Raw genomic sequence first — 16,496 nt, forward strand, 5'->3', positions numbered from 1 at the left:
GTCTCGCACTGCGCGTAGCGGCGGACGAAATCCAGCCGGTAATCGACGTGGTCGACCACGATGACCCGCCCTGCTCCCATCAGCCAGGCGCAACGGGCGGCGATGATGCCGATCGGTCCGGCGCCGAAGATCACGACGGTGTCGTTCTCGCGGATGTCGCCCATCTCGGCGGCCTGGTATCCGGTGGGGACGACGTCGGTCAGCAGCACGGCATCCTCGATGTGCATGCCCGGCGGGATCACCGTCGGTCCGATGTCGGCGAACGGCACGCGGACGAACTCCGCCTGGCCACCGTCGTATCCGCCCGTGGTATGCGAATAGCCGTAGATGCCACCGACCGCCGTGGCGGCTGGATTCACGTTGTGGCAGTTGCTGTAGAGCTCGCGCTGGCAGAAGTAGCAGGTGCCGCAGAAGATGTTGAAGGGCACCAGCACGCGGTCGCCGACCTTGAGGTTCCTGACCCCGGAGCCGACGTCGACGACCTCGCCGACGAATTCGTGGCCGAAGATCGAACCTACCCGCGTATCCGGCACCAGCCCGTGGTAGAGGTGGAGATCCGAACCGCAGATGCACGAACGCAGCACTCGCACGACCGCGTCCAGCGGATGTTCGATGACCGGATCGGGAACCTGGCGGGCGCTCACGCGATAAGGGCGCCGGTAAGTGGTGGCAAGCATCGTCGACTCCGCTGGCGAGGACCTCGTGCATCCTTCGATGCGCGTTGTCACCGGAGCGCCAAGGCCGCGTGCCTCGGTGGAACACATCGCCGAACGTCTTCACCGACGTGTGCCCCTCCTTCATCGCGGAAGCACGTCGGCTGAATGCAGGTGGGGTACGCTCCGGAGGGTTTCCAGACGTATCGGAGATTCCCGTGACGACTCAGACTATGGATCGCGTGGTCATTACCGGCGCGAGCAGCGGCATCGGTTTGCACCTCGCCCACCGCTTCGCGGCTCACGGCCACCCGGTGTGCCTGATCGCGCCGGAAGCGTCCGAGCTTGACGCGCTGGCGGCCGATCTCGAACGGCGGCATGGCGTGGAGACCCTGCGCATAGCGGTGGACCTGGAGCGCAAGGAATCGTTCGCCGCGGTGGAGACCGCGCTGGAAAGCGCGGGATGGGACATAGGCATCCTCGTCAATAACGCCGGGCACGGCTTCAAGGGCAACTATGCCGAGGTCCCGCTGGCGACCCACCTGTCGATCGTCCGCCTCAACATCGAGGCCGTGCTTCGCCTCACCTCGGCCTTCCTGCCGCGCATGGTCCGCAACGGTCACGGCCGCATCCTCAACACGGCTTCCATCGCGGGTTTCGAGCCCGGGCCGACGATGTCGGTGTACCACGCCAGCAAGGCCTTCGTGCTCTCCTGGAGCGAAGCCATCGCCACCGAACTCGAGGACACGGGCGTCACCGTCACGGCGCTTTGTCCCGGCCCGACGGACACGGATTTCTTTCCGAAGGGCGACCTCGAGGACAGCTTCGCCTTCCAGAAGGCGAACCTCATGGACCCCGAGGAAGTCGCGCAGGCTGGCTATGAGGCCGTCATGGCCGGAGAGCGCGTCGCGGTAGTCGGCGCGGTTAACAAGGCGATGGTGTTCTCCCGCCGGTTCATGTCCGAGCACATGCAGTCGCGCATGAACGAGAAGATGTACGAAGACGTCGAGTCGCCGCGGCGGGTGCGCGGCGACAAGGAATCGCCGCCACCCGCCTGAGGCGCCGGCGCCGTCAGCGCTTGGCTTCGACGTCGGGCGTGGCGTCCCTCACAAGGAACTCTTCGGTCAGCTGCGGAAGGTGTTCGAGCACCCACTCGGCCATCGCCTGCTCCTGGGGAAGGATCTGTTCGCACACGCGCTTGGTCTCGAGGTCGCCCACGGTCTGGGCTGCCGCGATGAGCGCGGTGTAGGTCGCGATCTCGAGGTTCTCGAAAACGTAGCTGGAAATGGCGCCCTTCACGATCTCGTCGGAGTTGGTCATGCCGCCGGCCGCCTGGCCGAAAGCGGCCATCTTGCCCATGATGTCTTTCATGGCCGACGGCGAGCCGCCGAGGCGTTCGATGCACTGTTTCAGCAATGCCTGCTGATCGAGCGTCTCTTGCAGGTGCTGCTCGATGCGCTGTTTCACGATCGGGTAATGCTCGATGCGGGAGGCCTGCGCCTTCAGCATCTGCTCCGCCTGTTGCTCCATCGCGTGGGCATCGCGAAGCCAGTCGAGGAGGTTTTCGCGCATGTCGGCCATGGTGTCGCTCCTGTCGGTATCGGTGGGTAGGAGCGGTAATGCTTCCCAAAGGGACGTGCAGCGCGCAGCGAGGCGGCGTGACGGCGCGATGACACGCGGCCTGCCTGGTTCAGCAGAGTAAACGCCGCCCTCACCCGCGATGTCCGCCCTATGCACCTGGCTTTGGAAAAGATGACGAACCACGCAACCGACCAGGAGTGCAGCCGGCAATGTTCAATCACAATAAACGACTCCAGTACACCGTCCGCGTCAACGAATCCAATCCCGGCCTGGCCAACCTGATGCTCGAGCAGTTTGGCGGTCCGCAGGGCGAACTGGCCGCCGCCATGCGCTACTTCACGCAGGCACTGGCCGAGGAGGACCCGGGCCGCAAGGACATGCTCCTCGATATCGCGACCGAGGAGCTGAGCCATCTCGAGGTGATCGGCTCCATCATCGCCATGCTGAACCGCGGTGCGAAGGGCATGCTCGCCGAGACGGTCGACCAGCAGGCCGAGATGTATCGAGCCCTGCAGGGCGCGGGCAACGATAGCCACGTGACGCAGATCCTCTATGGTGGCGGGCCCTCGCTGGTCAACTCCGCCGGCGTGCCATGGAACGCGGGCTACGTGGACACCATCGGCGAACCGACGGCCGACCTGCGTTCCAACATCGCCGCGGAAGCGCGCGCGAAAATCGTCTATGAGCGCCTGATCAACGTGACCGACGATCCCGGCGTCCGCGACGCGCTCACCTTCCTCATGACGCGCGAAATCTCCCACCAGAAATCGTTCGAGAAGGCGCTGTACTCCATGGACAAGAGCTTCCCGCCCGGCAAGCTCCCCGGCGATCCCCGTTTCAGCGATACCTACGTCAACACCTCGCGCGGCGAAGGCGACCGCACGGGTCCCTGGTGCGAGGGCAAGGGATTCAGCAAGGTCATCACGCCGACCGAGGACAGCCTGCCCGTCGACGGCGGCGACGGTCACGCGGAGGTCGGACTGTCGGCCGAGGAACAGACGGCGATCGATGCCTTCATCGTCCGTGGCAAGTCGGATCCGACGAGGGACCCGGTGACCGGCGCGGACCTTGGCACGCTGCAGCAGGAAGCGGCGCGCTGACTCGAGCAGGGGCCGCCACACGGCCCCTGCTTTCCCGCCATGCCGCGCTCGCACGCATGGCGCGCGGGACGATGTCCGCGGCATTCGTTACCGCCGGCGAGGCAGCTCCACTGCTTCGCATCCGACGCCGCACAGGCGTCCGAGCAGGTCGTCCAGCCGGAGCTCCGCGTCCGCGGCGGCCCGTGTCCTCCGGCAGATGTGGATGTCATCAGCCATCGCCTGGAGCTCGAAGCCCGCAGAGCGCAGCATCGCGCGCATCGCCGGCGGGTTCGGTACCCACCAGTTGCTGGGATCGCCGGCGAGTTCGCGTTCGATGAAGGCCAGCTTGGGCCACGCCTCCTCACGCAGCCTGTCGCGCCCGAGGTAGCCGGGATCCGAGGTATCCATTTCGTCCGCCGGCCCGCCGGTGGCGAGACTTTGGAACAGCAATAAGCCGTCGGACATCGAAGCGGCGATGTCCAGCCCCAGCAAGGGATAGCGCAAGTGGTAGAACACACCCATGAACAGCACGATGTCATAGCGCTCGCCCGTGCTCGCGAGTCCATAGACGTCGCCTTCCCGCAATACAAGCCGCTTGCCCAGGTCGAATTGCGCGGCTGCCCAGGCGGCCTGGCGCAAATAATGCGGATCGTGGTCGATGGCGGTGACCTGCGCGCCGCGGCGCGCCAGCTCGATGGCGAAGTATCCCGCATTGCAGCCGATGTCGAGCACGCGCTGCCCGTCGAGGCGCGGCGGCAGGCAGGACGCGAGCGCCCGCCATTTGTACGCCGGGTAGTCGCCGAGGGGATGGTCGGGCGCGGTCTGCCGTCCGTCGGGCAGGTGCAGGTTGTGGAACCACGGTCCGAGTTCGTGGATGTCTTGCGCCGAGGCCTCCGCCTGGGCGGGATGCGATTGCAGCGTCTTCAGGCCGGACATGGGCTCACCTACGCCGTGGCGGAGAGATCGCGCGCGGCGGCCGCCGCAGCGATGAGCGAGGCCAGCTGGTGGGCGCGGTGCGCCGCCGTGTGGCCGTCCATCACGCGTTCGCGGGCGCGCCGCCCCATGGTCACGCGTTCGGCTTCCGGCATGTACCTGAGCACGTCGAGCACGTCGTCCGCATCGCGCACCAGCAGGATCTCGCTCCCCGGTTCGAACAGCGACTCGATGCCTTCCCAGGCGTCCGAGACGATGGCCGTCCCGCACGCCGCGGCTTCGAAGAGGCGAACGCTGGGCGACCAGCCGGCGCGGATCATGTCGTCGCGGGTTACGTTGAGGGTAAAGCGCTGCGCGTTGTAGAAGGCCCGGTGCTCCGCGGGCGGGACGTGATCGGTACGCATGACGTTCGCGGGCCAGTCGATGGAAGCCGGATACATGGGACCCGCGACGGTGAAGCGGCCTTCGCTCCAACGCCGAGCCGGCGAGATCAACAGCGATTCCACGCGAGGCTGCCGGTCCACGCTGTAGGTACCGAGGTAGCCCAGGTCCCAGCGCACCGCTGCCGGTTCCGGAAAATAGGCTTCCGGATCGAAGGCGCAATAGAACGCGTGGGCATGCCGCGCCCCGTAGGTATCGCGCAACCGTTGCAGGGTCGGTCCGCCGGTGAAGGACAGGTACAGGTCGTAACCGGCGATCTGTCGCGACGCCAGGTACTCATGCTCTCCGGCCGCGAGTTTAGCCAGGGTCACTGGCGTGTCGATGTCGTAGAACCCCGTCAGTCCCGCTGCTGTCTGCTGCACCCAGTCGCCCACTGCCTGACCGTCGGGGACGTAGGAGCCCACGATCACCGCGTCGGCGGCACGCACGAGTGCGGTGAAGCGCGTCCGCAGGTCGTCCAGCGATGCGTAGAGCCTGGTCTGCCCATAGGGTGGCTCGGGCAGGTCGCGATGCATCGCATACCACGGCACGTCCCTCTCGAGGAAACTTACCCGATGACCTTGCCGGGCCAGTTCCCGCAGCAGCCCGCGGTAGGTCGTGGCGTGGCCGTTGCCCCAGGACGACGTGATCGACAACCCGATGAATACGATGTCCATGCCGGTCGTTCTCATGCGACGGCCGCGCGTGCCGCGGCGGCGGTCGCGCGTCCATCCAACAGGGCCTCGATCTGGCGCGCCCGGTGCGCATAGGTATGTTCCGCCCGCACCCGCTTCAGGGCCGCCGCGCCTATGGCACGTGCGCGCTCGTCGCTCAGGGCGTCGAGGTGGGCGGCGACGTCTTCGCCTCCCTCCGCCACCAGCACTTCCGTGCCCGGCTCGAGGAAGCTCTCGATGCCTTCCCATGCGTCGGTGATCAGGCACGCGCCCGCCCCCGCCGCTTCGAAGACACGGGTGGCGGGTGAATGGCCATAGCGGGCCATCGACTCGCGGCTGATGTTGAGCACGGCACGCGGCGACACGTTGAAGGCATTGTGGTCGCGCGTATACACGTGGCCGACGTACCTGACGTTGTCCGGCATGGCCTTGTCGTCCCAGCCGCTTCCTCCCAGGATGAAGCGCAATTCCGGGCGCGCCGCTGCGGCGGCCAGGAAGAAGCGCTCCACGCGCGCCTCGCGGTCGGGCAGCCTGTTGCCGAGGAAGCCGAGGTCTGCGGCGAAACCGGGCCGGTGTGGTACCGGGTGGTGGGTGTGCGGGTCGAGCGCGTTATACACCGGCTCGCAATGGCGCGCGCCCAGCGCCGTGTATGCCGCCACCACCGGGGCTCCGCCGCCATAGGTGCAGATCAGGTCGAACTGCGGGATCAACCGCCGGAACGGGTTGGAAGGGTCCGCGTTCACGCTGTCGAGCGTCGCCGGTGCGTCCACGTCCCAGAAGATGACCGTATTGCCCGGACGCTTGAGGCTCAGAACGCCCTCCTCCAGGGTCCGGTCGAGTACGCCGACGCCACTGGTCTTCACGATCACGTCGGCCGACGAGGCATCGTCGAGCATCGCGTGGGTCGAGTCGGTGGTCGGTGGGTACACGACGACCCTCGCCCACTCGGGATCGTCCATATCCCGGTGCGCCTGCCTGCCATACGCATCGGGTTCGTAGAAGGTGACCAGGTGGCCTCGTTCGTGGAGGTGACGGATGAGCCCGCGGTAATACGTAGCGGCGCCGTTCCAGTATGCCGAGACAAGGCTCGATCCGAAGAAGGCGAACTTCATGCGTAGGTCCTCGCGGTGGGAGTGGGTGCCAGGGATGCATGGACGGCCAGCAGTTCATCCACGCGGTGCGCGCAGGTGTGGCGCTCGCGAATCCGCTGGAGTCCATGCGCGGCCAGTTCGTCGGCCATGCCAGGGTCTTCTTTCAGCGCGCGCATATGGCGCCGCATCCCGGCACCGTCGCGGGCGACCAGGAAATCCGTGCCGGGACGGAACAGGCCCTCCACGTCATTCCAGGGCGCACTGACCAGGGGAACGCCGCAAGCCAGCGCTTCGAAGGGCCGGATGGTGGGAATGCCGGGCAGCGAACGCACGTACGGACCACGCGGCACGTGCACGGTGAAACGGTGGGACGCGAAGGCGACGGGCACGGCGAAGTTGGGCAGCCAGCCCTGGTAGTCCAGCCGCGTGTCGCGCAACGCCGCCAGCGCATCCGGCGGGTAGCGAACGCCGTGGATGGTTCCGTCCAGACCCAGCTCGCGCGCAGGGTCGAGCAGGAATTCATGGAGTTCGGCCGTACGTTCGCCGTCGCCCCAGTTGCCGATCCAGACGAGGTCGCGCGTCCGCTCCGCGCCGTCGAGCGGGTGGAATACGCGCGTGTCGGCCGCTTCGTGCCATGTCCATGCCCGCGCGGCCCAGCCATGGCGCAGGTACATCTGGCGGATGACTTCGCCGAAGGCCAGCACGCCGTCGTAATGCGCGAGCTCATAAGCCGCCATCGCCGCGGGATCGCTCACCGCGCGGTGGTGGGTGTCGTGGAACAGCAGCCGGTAATGCGCGTTGTCACGACGATGCCGGCCTATCCGCGCCACGAGCTCGTGCGTGTTCCATTCGTGGACCAGGACCAGCGTGGCATTCTCGAGCACGGCGTCCAGGTCGAGGTTGCCGGGGTCGTACACATGGCTGCGCAGCATCGGGTAGGCCTGGTGGAAAGCGTCGAGCGGCCCCCTCCCCTGTTCGGCGACCAGCGATTCCACGCTCCAGGCATCCTTCGGTTCGTATACCTCGACCTCGATACCGCGCGACAGCAATTCGCATGCCACGCCGCGCAGGAAGTGCGCGTTGCCATGGTTCCAGTCCGAAACGAGCGAGTGGTAGAACATCACGACGCGCATGGTTTCTTTCCCTCCCGCGCTAGTTGCCCATAGGTCTCGCGCCACCGGGCGACCATGCGCTCCGCCGAGTAACGGCGGGCGTGCCTGCGGGCGCGCACGCCGCGGGAATGCAGCGTGCGCCGGTCGCGCGCCAGCGCGTTTATGGCCGCGGCGATCGCCGCGGGATCGTCGGGGGATACATATACTGCGTTGTCTTCCCATAGTTCGCGCAGCGAAGGAATGTCGCCGAGCACCAGCGCGCACCCCGCGAAGGCCGCTTCGAGCACGGACAGGCCGAAGGGCTCGTAGCGGGCCGGGAGGACGTAGATCGCCGCGTGCGCGAACTGCCCCGCCATGCTGCCCTCGCCCAGCGCGCCGAGCAGCTCTACGTGGTCGAAACGGGCATGGCCGCCTTCGGGATGACGCACGTCGCCGGCGACGCGGATGGGCCAGCATGCGAGCGGTGCGGCGGCGTCGAGCGAGGCGACGTTCTTCGCCTCGTCCCATGCGCGCGCCGCGCATAACACGTAGGGCTGCTTGCGCGCGGCGGGAAACGCGTCGGGCCGGCGGCCGTTGTGCACGACGGCCACCTGGCGCAGTCCGCCGTAGATCCGTTGCAGGTCGCGAAGCATGCTTTCGGTGGGCGCGACCACCAGGGTGGCCCCCGCGAGTCCTGCCGCCACGCGGCGCCGATAATCGTCCCACTCGGCGCCCGGGAGCGTGCCGCGTACGTATTCGTGCCAGGTAGCGACGCAGGAATGCGCGACGACGATGCACGGCGCCGGCCACGGCAGGCCGCCATGGCAGAAATGGTTCAGGTGCACGATGTCGGGAGCGAAGTCCCGAGCCAGTTCGAGCAGCCACCTGCCGGCAGCTTCCTGGTTGGCGTCGCTTGCCTCGCGCATCCATTCCAGCGGGAAGTCGCCGTGTGCGAGACGCAGGCCGGGAATGCGCTGCGCCGCGCGCAAGCGGCCGCCGTCGGGCGGCGGTCCGAGCACGGCAAGCAGCACCTCGATGCCGTGCCGGCCGAGACCGTCGGCCAGCTCGAGGGCGAAGGTCCATACGCCGCCGACCGCGTCCGCGCTCATCATGACGCGGCGGACAGCCATGACCACTCGCCCACGCGCTGTTCGCCGCGATCGTCCATGCCCCGGTAGCTGCGCAGCCAGCGGTAAAGCCGGGCGACGCCTTCGCGCGCATCCACGGTCTGGCGCCAACCCGTGGCCTGGGAGAAGCGGCGCGTATCCGACACGTAGTAGCGCTGGTCGCCAGGACGCCATTCCGACCGGCGGATGCCAGGGCGTCGCCCGTCGAGCTCCTCGATCCAGTCCAGCAACTGCAGCAGGCTGATCGTGTTCGAGGGTCCTCCGCCAAGATTGAACGCCCTGCCGCGCAGGTCCGCCATGCGACGCACGGCGAGCAGATAAGCGTCCACTACGTCGTCGACGAAAAGTATGTCGCGTACCTGCATCCCGTCGCCGTAGATGGTGATGGGCTCGCCTTCCAGGGCGCGGATGAGGAAGTGGGCGACCCAGCCCTGGTCTTCGGTGCCGAACTGCCGCGGTCCGTAGATGCAGCTCATGCGGAACACCACCGAGGGCACGCCCATGCAGCGCGCATAATCCACGACGTACTGGTCCGCACCGCCCTTCGAACAACCGTACGGGCTGTGGAAGTCTAGGTTGCGCGACTCGCCGACGCCGTGCGCCAACCATTCGCGGTCGACCGGCTGGTAGCGCTTGTCGACGACTTCCAGTGCGATGTCCTCCAGTCCTCCGTACACCTTGTTGGTGGAGGCGAACACCACGGGCGGCACGCGCTTCTGCCGGCGCGCCGCCTCCAGTACGTTCACCGCGCCGCCCAGATTGATGTCGAAATCGGTGACCGGATCGTCGAGGCTGGAGGTGACGGCCACCTGCCCCGCCAGGTGGTAGATCTCGCTCGCGCCGCCGATCGCGTCGGCGAGATGGTGCCGGTCGCGCATGTCGCATGGCACGAACTCGACCTGCTCGCCGTGGCGCTCGCGCAGCCAGCCCAGGTTGTCCTCCACGCCCGGCCGCGCCAGGCTGTCGACGATACGCACCCGTCTCCCCTCGCGCAGGAGCCGGTCGGCGATATTGGAGCCGATGAATCCCGCGCCACCGGTAACCACCGATACCGGAACGTCGCGGCTCGGGCGGGTCGGCCAGCGCGCCGCTTCGCGCACGCCGCGAAGACCATGCGTCGCCCAGAGCCGGTACAGGAGCTTCGGCTGCCCGTTCTCGCGCAGCATGCCGAAGTGGTAATCGCGCTCGTCGTTGTGGAACCCGGCCTGCGAGGGCCGTTCCGCGGCAAGGTCGCGCAAGGAGAGCAGGTAGACGCGCGAAACCGGGAGACGCTCCGCGTCGGCCACGACGCGCACCTGCTCGAACTCGTCATGCCGCCACGTGGAGTAGCCGGTCTCGGTCAGCCACAGTTCCGCGGGATGGCCGTGCGCCCGGAGCACGTCGGCCACGCGCTGTATGCGCAGCTCCCACGGCTCGCCCGGCATGTCGTAGCTGCCGGGAAAACCATGCACGCCGACCACGTCGATGTACGCCATGAGGCCGTTGGCGAACATGGTTTCCAGCCAGTTGGGATCGATCGGCGACATCCCGCCGAGCACGGTCTTCTTGCCACGCCGTTGCGCCCAGGCGGCCGCATTGCCGACCATTTCGCAGAACTTGTTCCAGCCGCGGTCGAGACCGTAGTTCCATTCGATGAGGTTGTTCGCCTCGTTCCAAAGCTCCACGTACTCGAAATGCTCGCCGTAGCGCGTGATGCACACGTCCAGGAAATCGGCGTAGTCCTTCAGCCGGCGTGGCGGCGACGCCGTACTGGGCGTCTCGCCCAGGGAGGGTGGCGTGTAAAGGAAACACGGCAGCAGCTCGAAATGGCGGGCCAGCGCCGGCACCAGCCAGTCATACCACCCTGGGCCGCCCTCGCGCAGGAAGTCTGCCCAGGAGATGCCGAAACGCAGGTGGCGTACGCCGAGTTCGCGAAGCTCGTCGATGGCCGCCTCGGCCAGTCCGCGGTCGCCCATCCAGAACCACTCGAGGACACCCATTGCCGGGGCGGGCTCGCGTGCCTGGGCTACGGCGCCCAGCTGCCGTTCGGTAAGCGCGCTCACAGGGTAAGCCCCCGGCGATGGAGTTCCGCGCTCGCCTCGACGACGCGGTCAACCGCCGTGGCCGTGCCCAGCCACTCCACCAGTTCGGAAAGACCGTCCTCTATGCTCACCTGCGGCCGGTAGCCGATGAGCCGCTCCGCGAGCGCGATGTCAGCCACGCAATGACGGATGTCGCCGACGCGGTACTTCCCGGTCACCTCCGGTGCGATCCTGTGGCCGGTGGCCTCGCCAAGCCGCTGCGCGATCTCGAGGATGGTGTACGACCGTCCGCTGCCGACGTTGATGGCCATGCCCGCGGCATCGGGCGCTTCGTACGCGCGACGGCAGGCCCGGGCCACGTCGCGCACGTTGACGAAGTCGCGTCGTTGCAAGCCATCCTCGAAGATGCTCGGCGGATTGCCGTTGAGGAGCCGCGCGGCGAAGATCGCGAGGACGCCGGTATACGGGTTCGACAGCGCCTGGCGCGGACCGTAGACGTTGAAGAAGCGCAGCGCGGTGGTGGGAATGCCGTACGCCTCGCCGATCATGAGGCACAGGCGCTCCTGGTCATATTTCGACAGTGCGTAAACCGACGACAGGTCCGGCTGCTTGCCCTCGTCGGTGGGCATGGGCAAGAGGTGCCGCCCCGCATCGTCGCGCAGTTCCCAGTCACCCCGTTGGAGCTGCGCCCTCTCGCGCCGGATCCCCGCGACGCGATGGCCGTCGGCATCGATGTAGGCGCCTTCGCCGTAGATGCTCATGCTCGATGCGACAACGAGGCGCTCGACGGGGCGTTCCACCAGCGCTTCCAGCAACACCGCCGTACCGAGGTTGTTGATCGAGGTGTAGCCAGCTATCTCATACATGCTCTGGCCCACCCCCACCGACGCGGCGAGGTGATACACGCCGTCCACACCCTTCAGCGCGCGCCGCACCGCCTCGGCATCGCGGACGTCGCCCTGCAGCAGTTCCACGTCGTCGTCGAGATAGGGTGGCCGCCCGCCTTCGGCGCCATGCACCTGCGGAGCCAGGAGATCCAGCACGCGCACGCGATGCCCTTCCGTCAGCAGTTCGTCCGCGAGCCATGAGCCGATGAAACCGGCGCCGCCGGTGATGAGGATGGTCTTGCTCATTCGACATGCTCCCTTCGCAGGAAGGGATCAGCTTCGGCGCGCGCCTGGACACAAGGAGTGAATTCAATCGGCCGCCGCGACGACAATCCTTAACGTGCGTGACGCGCTCAGGATCGTGTTTGGATGGCCATCGCCTGTTCACCCCTCCCGCACGAATGGACTTCCATTCTCGTAGTCGCTCGTTCCACCTGCCGCCGTCCCACGCTTGCGAGGCCGCTCGCGAGGGCGCTGGTCTTTTCGTCACGTTCCACGCCAGATGAGGATACAGTCATGGCAAAGGCAACTCCGCCGGAAGGGGCATGCGCCCCGCCGTCCCGTTCGTTGCACGTCGTCGTTGCGGGAGCGGCGGGCTTCGTGGGCAGCCATCTCGTCGATCGCCTGCTGGCCGGGGACCATCGCGTGACGGGGGTGGACGACCTCATCACCGGCCGGCGGACCAACCTCGCGCACCTCGACGGCCACCCGCGGTTTCGCCTGGTCGAACATGACGTGGCACGCCCTTTCGACGTGGAGGGACACGTGGACTGGGTGATGCACCTGGCCAGTCCGGCATCGCCGCCGAAGTACCAGCAATGGCCTATCGAAACGCTCGAGGCCAACAGCTACGGCACCCATAACCTGTTGCACATGGCGCGCTCGCACGGTGCGAAGTTCCTGCTCGCCAGTACCAGCGAGGTCTATGGCGATCCCATCCATCACCCGCAGCAGGAGGACGACTGGGGCAACGTGAACCCGAACGGGCCGCGCAGCATGTACGACGAAGGCAAGCGCTACGCGGAAGCCGCCACCATGGCGTTCCACCGGCACCACGGCCTCCCCGTGCGCATCATCCGCATCTTCAACACGTACGGGCCGAGGATGGATGCGCACGACGGGCGCATCGTCACCAACTTCATCCGCCAGGCTCTCGCCGGCGAGCCGCTCACGGTGTTCGGTTCAGGCTCCCAGACCCGGAGCCTGCAATACGTCTCCGACCTCATCGAAGGCATCGTGCGTTACATGGACTGCGACCACTGCGGACCGATGAACCTGGGCAATCCGGTGGAGCGTTCGGTCCGGGAAATCGCGGAACTCATCATCCGGCTCACGGGGAGCACCTCGACGCTCGCATTCGGCGAACTGCCGGAAAACGATCCACAGCGCCGCCGCCCGGACATCACCCGCGCGCGCGAACTGCTGGGCTGGAGCCCGCGCGTGCCGGCCGAGGAAGGCCTCGCGCTGACCATCGAGGCTTTCCGCCGCGAACTCGCGCCGGCCCGCCGGCGAAACAGCCGCGGCACGGCCGGCATGACAGCGGCCGCCAGTGCCTGAGCATCACGCGTAAAACCCGTCCAGCACGCGGGCGAGCGTGACCAGTTCGTCCGCCGCGGCGTCGTAGCGTGGCGAAGCCAGCACCTGCCGCGCCCAGTTCACGGCGGCGCGCCCACCCCAGGCGTCGGGGGGCGAAGCGAGCACCTCGCGCTGGCGGCCGTGGAAACGTTCCAGGATGAAGTCGTAGAACGAGCCATACACGTTGCGCAGTCCGATACCGCCGCCGGTGCCGTAGATGCGCAGGCCGATCTCGGCGTCGGTCCCCACCGGCAGGTTCCATGAGCAGGCGACGTCGACGGTGATGCCGCCCTCGAGGTCCAACCGGGCCGTCGCGTAGTCCTCCACGGCTTCGGGCGCCTCGCGAAGCGGCACGCCGTGGACGAAACAGCGGCTGTCGACGCGCTGCACCGCCGGGTTGCCCAGCAGCCACAAGGCCAGGTCGACGAGGTGGATACCGAGGTCGATGACGCAACCTCCGCCGGAGTGGGTGCGATCGTAGAACCACGGCTTACCCGGCCCGTAGGCGTTGTGGAACACCGCTTCCAACGCGTATACGCGTCCCAGCTCGCCACGGCGCACGATCTCGCGTACCTCAGCCATGCCCGCGAGGTGGCGGTAACTGAGGTCCACGCCAAGGCAGCGGTCGGCCTCCCGGGCGGCCGCCACGACCGCGGCCACCTCGTCGCCGTTCCGGCCCAGCGGCTTCTGGCAGAACACCGGCAGACCGCGGCGAAGGACGGCGATGGCCTGTTCCGCGTGGCCGGCACTCGGCGTCGCGATCACCACGCCCTCGAGGTCCAGCCCCAGCAACGCATCGTAGGTCGTGCAAACCGCGGCACCCGGGGCGATCGCTCGCGCTTCCACCAGGCTGGCCTCGTCGACGTCGGCAAGAGCGACCGCCTCCGCCACATCCGCTTCGAGCAGCGCCTGCATGCGATGGCGCCCGATCCAGCCCACACCCGCAAAGCCGAGCCTCAACCGGCGCGTCATGCGGCTTCCTCCATCAGCAGCACCGCTTTCGTGAAGCCGTCTGGCCTGTCGCGCAGGGTGCGCAGCGCGGCCTCGGCATGAGCCAGCGGGAAGCGGTGGGTCACCAGCAAGGACAGGTCCAGGCGGCCATCCAGCACCGCGTCCACCGCCATGCGGATGCCTTCGGTGGCGACCGCGGGGTCGCGCTCATGCGCGTTGACGACGTCGATCCCGCGCCAGTTCCAGAGTTGCACGTTCACCTGACGAAGTCCGTCCTGGTGGAAGCCAGCGATCACCAGGCGCCCGCGCACGCCCGTGAACTCGCCGGCGAGGTCGAGCGGCCAGGGCTTGCCCGTGCACTCGATGACGCGGTCGCAGAACGCGCCCGCCGTGAGCGTTTCCATCTGACCTATCACCGTCGCATGGTCGAGCATGGGCAGCACCTCGGACGCTCCGCACCGGCGCGCGAGATCGAGCGCGGCTTCCGACCGTGCCACCGCGACCACCCGCGCTCCGGCTTTCGCGCACAGCTGGACCAGCGCGGCACCGAGGAAGCCGATGCCGACGATGGCGACGGTATGTCCCGGCCGTACCTCGGCGCGGCGGAAGATGTTCATCGCGCACCCCAGCGCCTCGCCCGGGAATGCCTGGCCATCGAGCGCGGGCGGCAGGGGCACGACGTGGGCCGCCTCGGCCAGGTCGTATTCGGCGTAGGCACGGTAGGAAAGACCGGCCACGCGCTGGCCCGGTACGAGATCCGTCACGTCGTCGCCCACGGCGTCGACGATGCCCCAGCCCTCATGGCCCAGTTCGCCCGCCGGCATGGGATACGTGAACCAGTCGCGGCCTTCGAATGCGGGCAGGTTGGACGCGCACAGGCCGCTCCCCTGCAGGCGGATGCGGACCTGCGAAGGACCGGGATGTGGAAGGGGTGCGGTTTCGATGCGAACCTGGCCCGGCGCCGCCAGCACGGCGGCGCGCATGGTCGCGGATACGGTGCCGGTCATCGTTCCTCCAAGGGTTATTGAATGAAAAAACGGATGCGCGGAGCGGTCACATCGCGCCCGACGCCCACAGCACGACGAGGGCCAGGGTGGCGAGACCGGTAACGGCCGTCGTGGTCCAGCCCAGCACGCGCGTGAGGGGCCCGTTGGCGCGATCGCCCATCATTCGCCGGTCCCCGGTCATCACCATGATCAGGAACAGAAGTGGAGGAACCGAGAAGCCCTGCACGATGCCGGACCAGACCAGGGCGCGCATGGGATTGAACCCCAGCAAATTGAGCGCCACGGCGACCACGGTCACCACGAGGATGGTCCCGTAGAACAGCGGCGCCTGCCGCGGTTGGTGGTGCAGGCTGCCCGGCCGGCCCAGCACCTGCACCAGGTCGTACGCCGCACCGGTGGTCATCACGGGAATGGCGAGGAAGCCCACGCCGACCACGCCCAGGGCGAAAAGCCAGCGCGCGCCGGTGCCCGCGATGGGTTCCAGCGCCATCGCCGCCGTCGCCGCGCTGTCGACGTCGTGTTGCCCCGTCGCGTAGAGCGTGGCGCCCGTGGACATGATGATGAAGTACAGCACGATGTTGGAGAAGGCGACGCCGGCGATCACGTCACGGCGGACGACCGCGATCGATTTCCTGCTCGCGCCAGGATGCTCCGAGGGATTGGGATACCCGTCCGCGATGCGTTCCTCCACTTCCTGGTTGGACTGCCACGTGTAAACGTAGGCGGACAGCGAGGTGCCGATGCAGGCGACGAGCATCGCGACAAAGTCCGCGTCCCAGCGCATCGACGGCAGCAGCGTGCCTCGCAGCACCTCGCGGGCATCCGGACGGGCCATGAGCGCCGCACCCACATAGGCGAAAAGGACCAGCGCCAACCAGCGGAATATCTTCCGCAACAACGCGTACGAACCCAGGATCTGCAGCCCGGTCACGGCCGCCGCCACGACCACCACGATCGACCACACCGGCAGGGGCAGCATCAGGTTCAGTGCGGCGCCCACTCCGCCGAGGTTGGCCGCGGCCTCCACCACGTTCCCGGAAATGGCGAGCACGGCCATGGGATAGACGACGTAACGGGGGAAACGGTCGAGCAGGGCCGCGAACAGGCCTTTGCCATATACCCGGCCCAGCTTCGCCGACACATACATGACGACGTACATCATCGGCAGGAGCACCGGCGCGATCCACAACGCGCCCAGGCCATAGCGCGCGCCCGTACTCGCATAGGTGCCGATCGCCGAGGGATCGTCGTCCGCCGCGCCGGTCACGATGCCGCTGCCCAGCCAGCGCAGGCGTCGCCGGGGCTGGCGCGCGGCCTTGTCCATCTCGGCCGCATGCCGGCTCATGACGATGTCCTCCAAGGGAGCCGGCATGATGGCGATCCGTATCGCCCTCCTCCGCGCGCTC

At 67.6% G+C, this 16,496-nt stretch carries 15 protein-coding genes; 3 read left to right on the plus strand and 12 right to left on the minus strand.

Annotated features, from left to right (window positions below):
- Positions 1-677 (minus strand): alcohol dehydrogenase catalytic domain-containing protein (locus ACR9ZH_RS09420; RefSeq protein WP_481290504.1); only part of this gene is annotated, 677 nt, incomplete at its 3' end.
- A gap of 194 nt (positions 678-871) precedes the next feature.
- Here ACR9ZH_RS09420 and ACR9ZH_RS09425 point away from each other — a divergent pair.
- Complete coding sequence (locus ACR9ZH_RS09425) at positions 872-1,711, plus strand: SDR family NAD(P)-dependent oxidoreductase (RefSeq protein WP_481290505.1); 840 nt, start codon at positions 872-874, stop codon at positions 1,709-1,711.
- Positions 1,712-1,724: 13 nt separating this feature from the next.
- Here the strand turns inward: ACR9ZH_RS09425 and ACR9ZH_RS09430 are convergent, their stop codons facing one another.
- Positions 1,725-2,234 (minus strand): ferritin-like domain-containing protein, encoded by a 510-nt coding sequence (locus ACR9ZH_RS09430; protein WP_481290506.1) that lies wholly within the window; start codon positions 2,232-2,234, stop codon positions 1,725-1,727.
- A 209-nt stretch (positions 2,235-2,443) separates the two neighbouring features.
- Here ACR9ZH_RS09430 and ACR9ZH_RS09435 point away from each other — a divergent pair, with 209 nt between their 5' ends.
- Positions 2,444-3,334 carry a manganese catalase family protein gene (locus ACR9ZH_RS09435; RefSeq protein ID WP_481290507.1) on the plus strand — a complete coding sequence of 297 codons (891 nt, stop codon included), beginning with the start codon at positions 2,444-2,446 and terminating at the stop codon, positions 3,332-3,334.
- An 87-nt stretch (positions 3,335-3,421) separates the two neighbouring features.
- Here the strand turns inward: ACR9ZH_RS09435 and ACR9ZH_RS09440 are convergent, their stop codons facing one another.
- Genes ACR9ZH_RS09440 through ACR9ZH_RS09470 form a run of 7 tightly spaced genes read right to left on the minus strand, consistent with a single transcriptional unit; the run spans position 3,422 to position 11,803 of the window.
- Entirely contained in the window at positions 3,422-4,249 is an 828-nt protein-coding gene (locus tag ACR9ZH_RS09440; protein WP_481290508.1) for a methyltransferase domain-containing protein, read from the minus strand.
- Positions 4,250-4,257: 8 nt separating this feature from the next.
- On the minus strand, positions 4,258-5,343 hold the full coding sequence (locus ACR9ZH_RS09445; RefSeq protein ID WP_481290509.1) for a CgeB family protein: 1,086 nt from the start codon (positions 5,341-5,343) through the stop codon (positions 4,258-4,260).
- A gap of 11 nt (positions 5,344-5,354) precedes the next feature.
- Positions 5,355-6,452 (minus strand): CgeB family protein, encoded by a 1,098-nt coding sequence (locus ACR9ZH_RS09450; protein WP_481290510.1) that lies wholly within the window; start codon positions 6,450-6,452, stop codon positions 5,355-5,357.
- Positions 6,449-7,564 carry a CgeB family protein gene (locus tag ACR9ZH_RS09455; protein ID WP_481290511.1) on the minus strand — a complete coding sequence of 372 codons (1,116 nt, stop codon included), beginning with the start codon at positions 7,562-7,564 and terminating at the stop codon, positions 6,449-6,451. The genes ACR9ZH_RS09450 and ACR9ZH_RS09455 overlap by 4 nt, the downstream gene beginning before the upstream one ends.
- The gene (locus ACR9ZH_RS09460; RefSeq protein WP_481290512.1) at positions 7,552-8,652 is read right to left on the minus strand and encodes a glycosyltransferase family 4 protein; all 1,101 of its coding nucleotides are present in this window, start codon (positions 8,650-8,652) and stop codon (positions 7,552-7,554) included. Before ACR9ZH_RS09460 ends, ACR9ZH_RS09455 begins: the two co-directional genes overlap by 13 nt.
- The gene (locus tag ACR9ZH_RS09465) at positions 8,631-10,691 is read right to left on the minus strand and encodes an SDR family NAD(P)-dependent oxidoreductase (protein WP_481290513.1); all 2,061 of its coding nucleotides are present in this window, start codon (positions 10,689-10,691) and stop codon (positions 8,631-8,633) included. The genes ACR9ZH_RS09460 and ACR9ZH_RS09465 overlap by 22 nt, the downstream gene beginning before the upstream one ends.
- Positions 10,688-11,803: an NAD-dependent epimerase/dehydratase family protein gene (locus tag ACR9ZH_RS09470; RefSeq protein ID WP_481290514.1), complete on the minus strand. Its 1,116-nt coding sequence runs from the start codon at positions 11,801-11,803 to the stop codon at positions 10,688-10,690. The genes ACR9ZH_RS09465 and ACR9ZH_RS09470 overlap by 4 nt, the downstream gene beginning before the upstream one ends.
- Positions 11,804-12,073: 270 nt before the next feature.
- On the opposite strand from ACR9ZH_RS09470, the gene ACR9ZH_RS09475 reads away from it, so the two are divergent.
- Entirely contained in the window at positions 12,074-13,114 is a 1,041-nt protein-coding gene (locus ACR9ZH_RS09475) for a UDP-glucuronic acid decarboxylase family protein (protein ID WP_481290515.1), read from the plus strand.
- A gap of 3 nt (positions 13,115-13,117) precedes the next feature.
- Here ACR9ZH_RS09475 and ACR9ZH_RS09480 read toward each other — a convergent pair whose 3' ends face one another.
- Genes ACR9ZH_RS09480 through ACR9ZH_RS09490 form a run of 3 tightly spaced genes read right to left on the minus strand, consistent with a single transcriptional unit; the run spans position 13,118 to position 16,462 of the window.
- Positions 13,118-14,104 (minus strand): Gfo/Idh/MocA family protein, encoded by a 987-nt coding sequence (locus ACR9ZH_RS09480; protein WP_481290516.1) that lies wholly within the window; start codon positions 14,102-14,104, stop codon positions 13,118-13,120.
- A complete protein-coding gene (locus ACR9ZH_RS09485) occupies positions 14,101-15,090 on the minus strand; it encodes an MDR/zinc-dependent alcohol dehydrogenase-like family protein (protein ID WP_481290517.1) in 990 nt (329 codons plus the stop codon). Before ACR9ZH_RS09485 ends, ACR9ZH_RS09480 begins: the two co-directional genes overlap by 4 nt.
- A gap of 46 nt (positions 15,091-15,136) precedes the next feature.
- Positions 15,137-16,462, minus strand: a complete 1,326-nt coding sequence (locus ACR9ZH_RS09490; protein WP_481290518.1) for an NRAMP family divalent metal transporter — start codon at positions 16,460-16,462, stop codon at positions 15,137-15,139.
- Positions 16,463-16,496 lie beyond the last annotated feature (34 nt).

Source organism: Luteibacter sp. SVR4-7G (genome assembly GCF_056755555.1).

What these genes read in the sequence shown, in the direction of transcription:
- ACR9ZH_RS09470 (WP_481290514.1), bottom strand. Translation starts at nt 11,803, where the DNA reads ATGAGCAAGACCATCCTCATCACCGGCGGCGCCGGTTTCATCGGCTCA.
- ACR9ZH_RS09485 (WP_481290517.1), bottom strand. Translation starts at nt 15,090, where the DNA reads ATGACCGGCACCGTATCCGCGACCATGCGCGCCGCCGTGCTGGCGGCG.
- ACR9ZH_RS09480 (WP_481290516.1), bottom strand. Translation starts at nt 14,104, where the DNA reads ATGACGCGCCGGTTGAGGCTCGGCTTTGCGGGTGTGGGCTGGATCGGG.
- ACR9ZH_RS09430 (WP_481290506.1), bottom strand. Translation starts at nt 2,234, where the DNA reads ATGGCCGACATGCGCGAAAACCTCCTCGACTGGCTTCGCGATGCCCAC.
- ACR9ZH_RS09450 (WP_481290510.1), bottom strand. Translation starts at nt 6,452, where the DNA reads ATGAAGTTCGCCTTCTTCGGATCGAGCCTTGTCTCGGCATACTGGAAC.
- ACR9ZH_RS09475 (WP_481290515.1), top strand. Translation starts at nt 12,074, where the DNA reads ATGGCAAAGGCAACTCCGCCGGAAGGGGCATGCGCCCCGCCGTCCCGT.
- ACR9ZH_RS09435 (WP_481290507.1), top strand. Translation starts at nt 2,444, where the DNA reads ATGTTCAATCACAATAAACGACTCCAGTACACCGTCCGCGTCAACGAA.
- ACR9ZH_RS09445 (WP_481290509.1), bottom strand. Translation starts at nt 5,343, where the DNA reads ATGGACATCGTATTCATCGGGTTGTCGATCACGTCGTCCTGGGGCAAC.
- ACR9ZH_RS09460 (WP_481290512.1), bottom strand. Translation starts at nt 8,652, where the DNA reads ATGGCTGTCCGCCGCGTCATGATGAGCGCGGACGCGGTCGGCGGCGTA.
- ACR9ZH_RS09490 (WP_481290518.1), bottom strand. Translation starts at nt 16,462, where the DNA reads ATGCCGGCTCCCTTGGAGGACATCGTCATGAGCCGGCATGCGGCCGAG.
- ACR9ZH_RS09455 (WP_481290511.1), bottom strand. Translation starts at nt 7,564, where the DNA reads ATGCGCGTCGTGATGTTCTACCACTCGCTCGTTTCGGACTGGAACCAT.
- ACR9ZH_RS09440 (WP_481290508.1), bottom strand. Translation starts at nt 4,249, where the DNA reads ATGTCCGGCCTGAAGACGCTGCAATCGCATCCCGCCCAGGCGGAGGCC.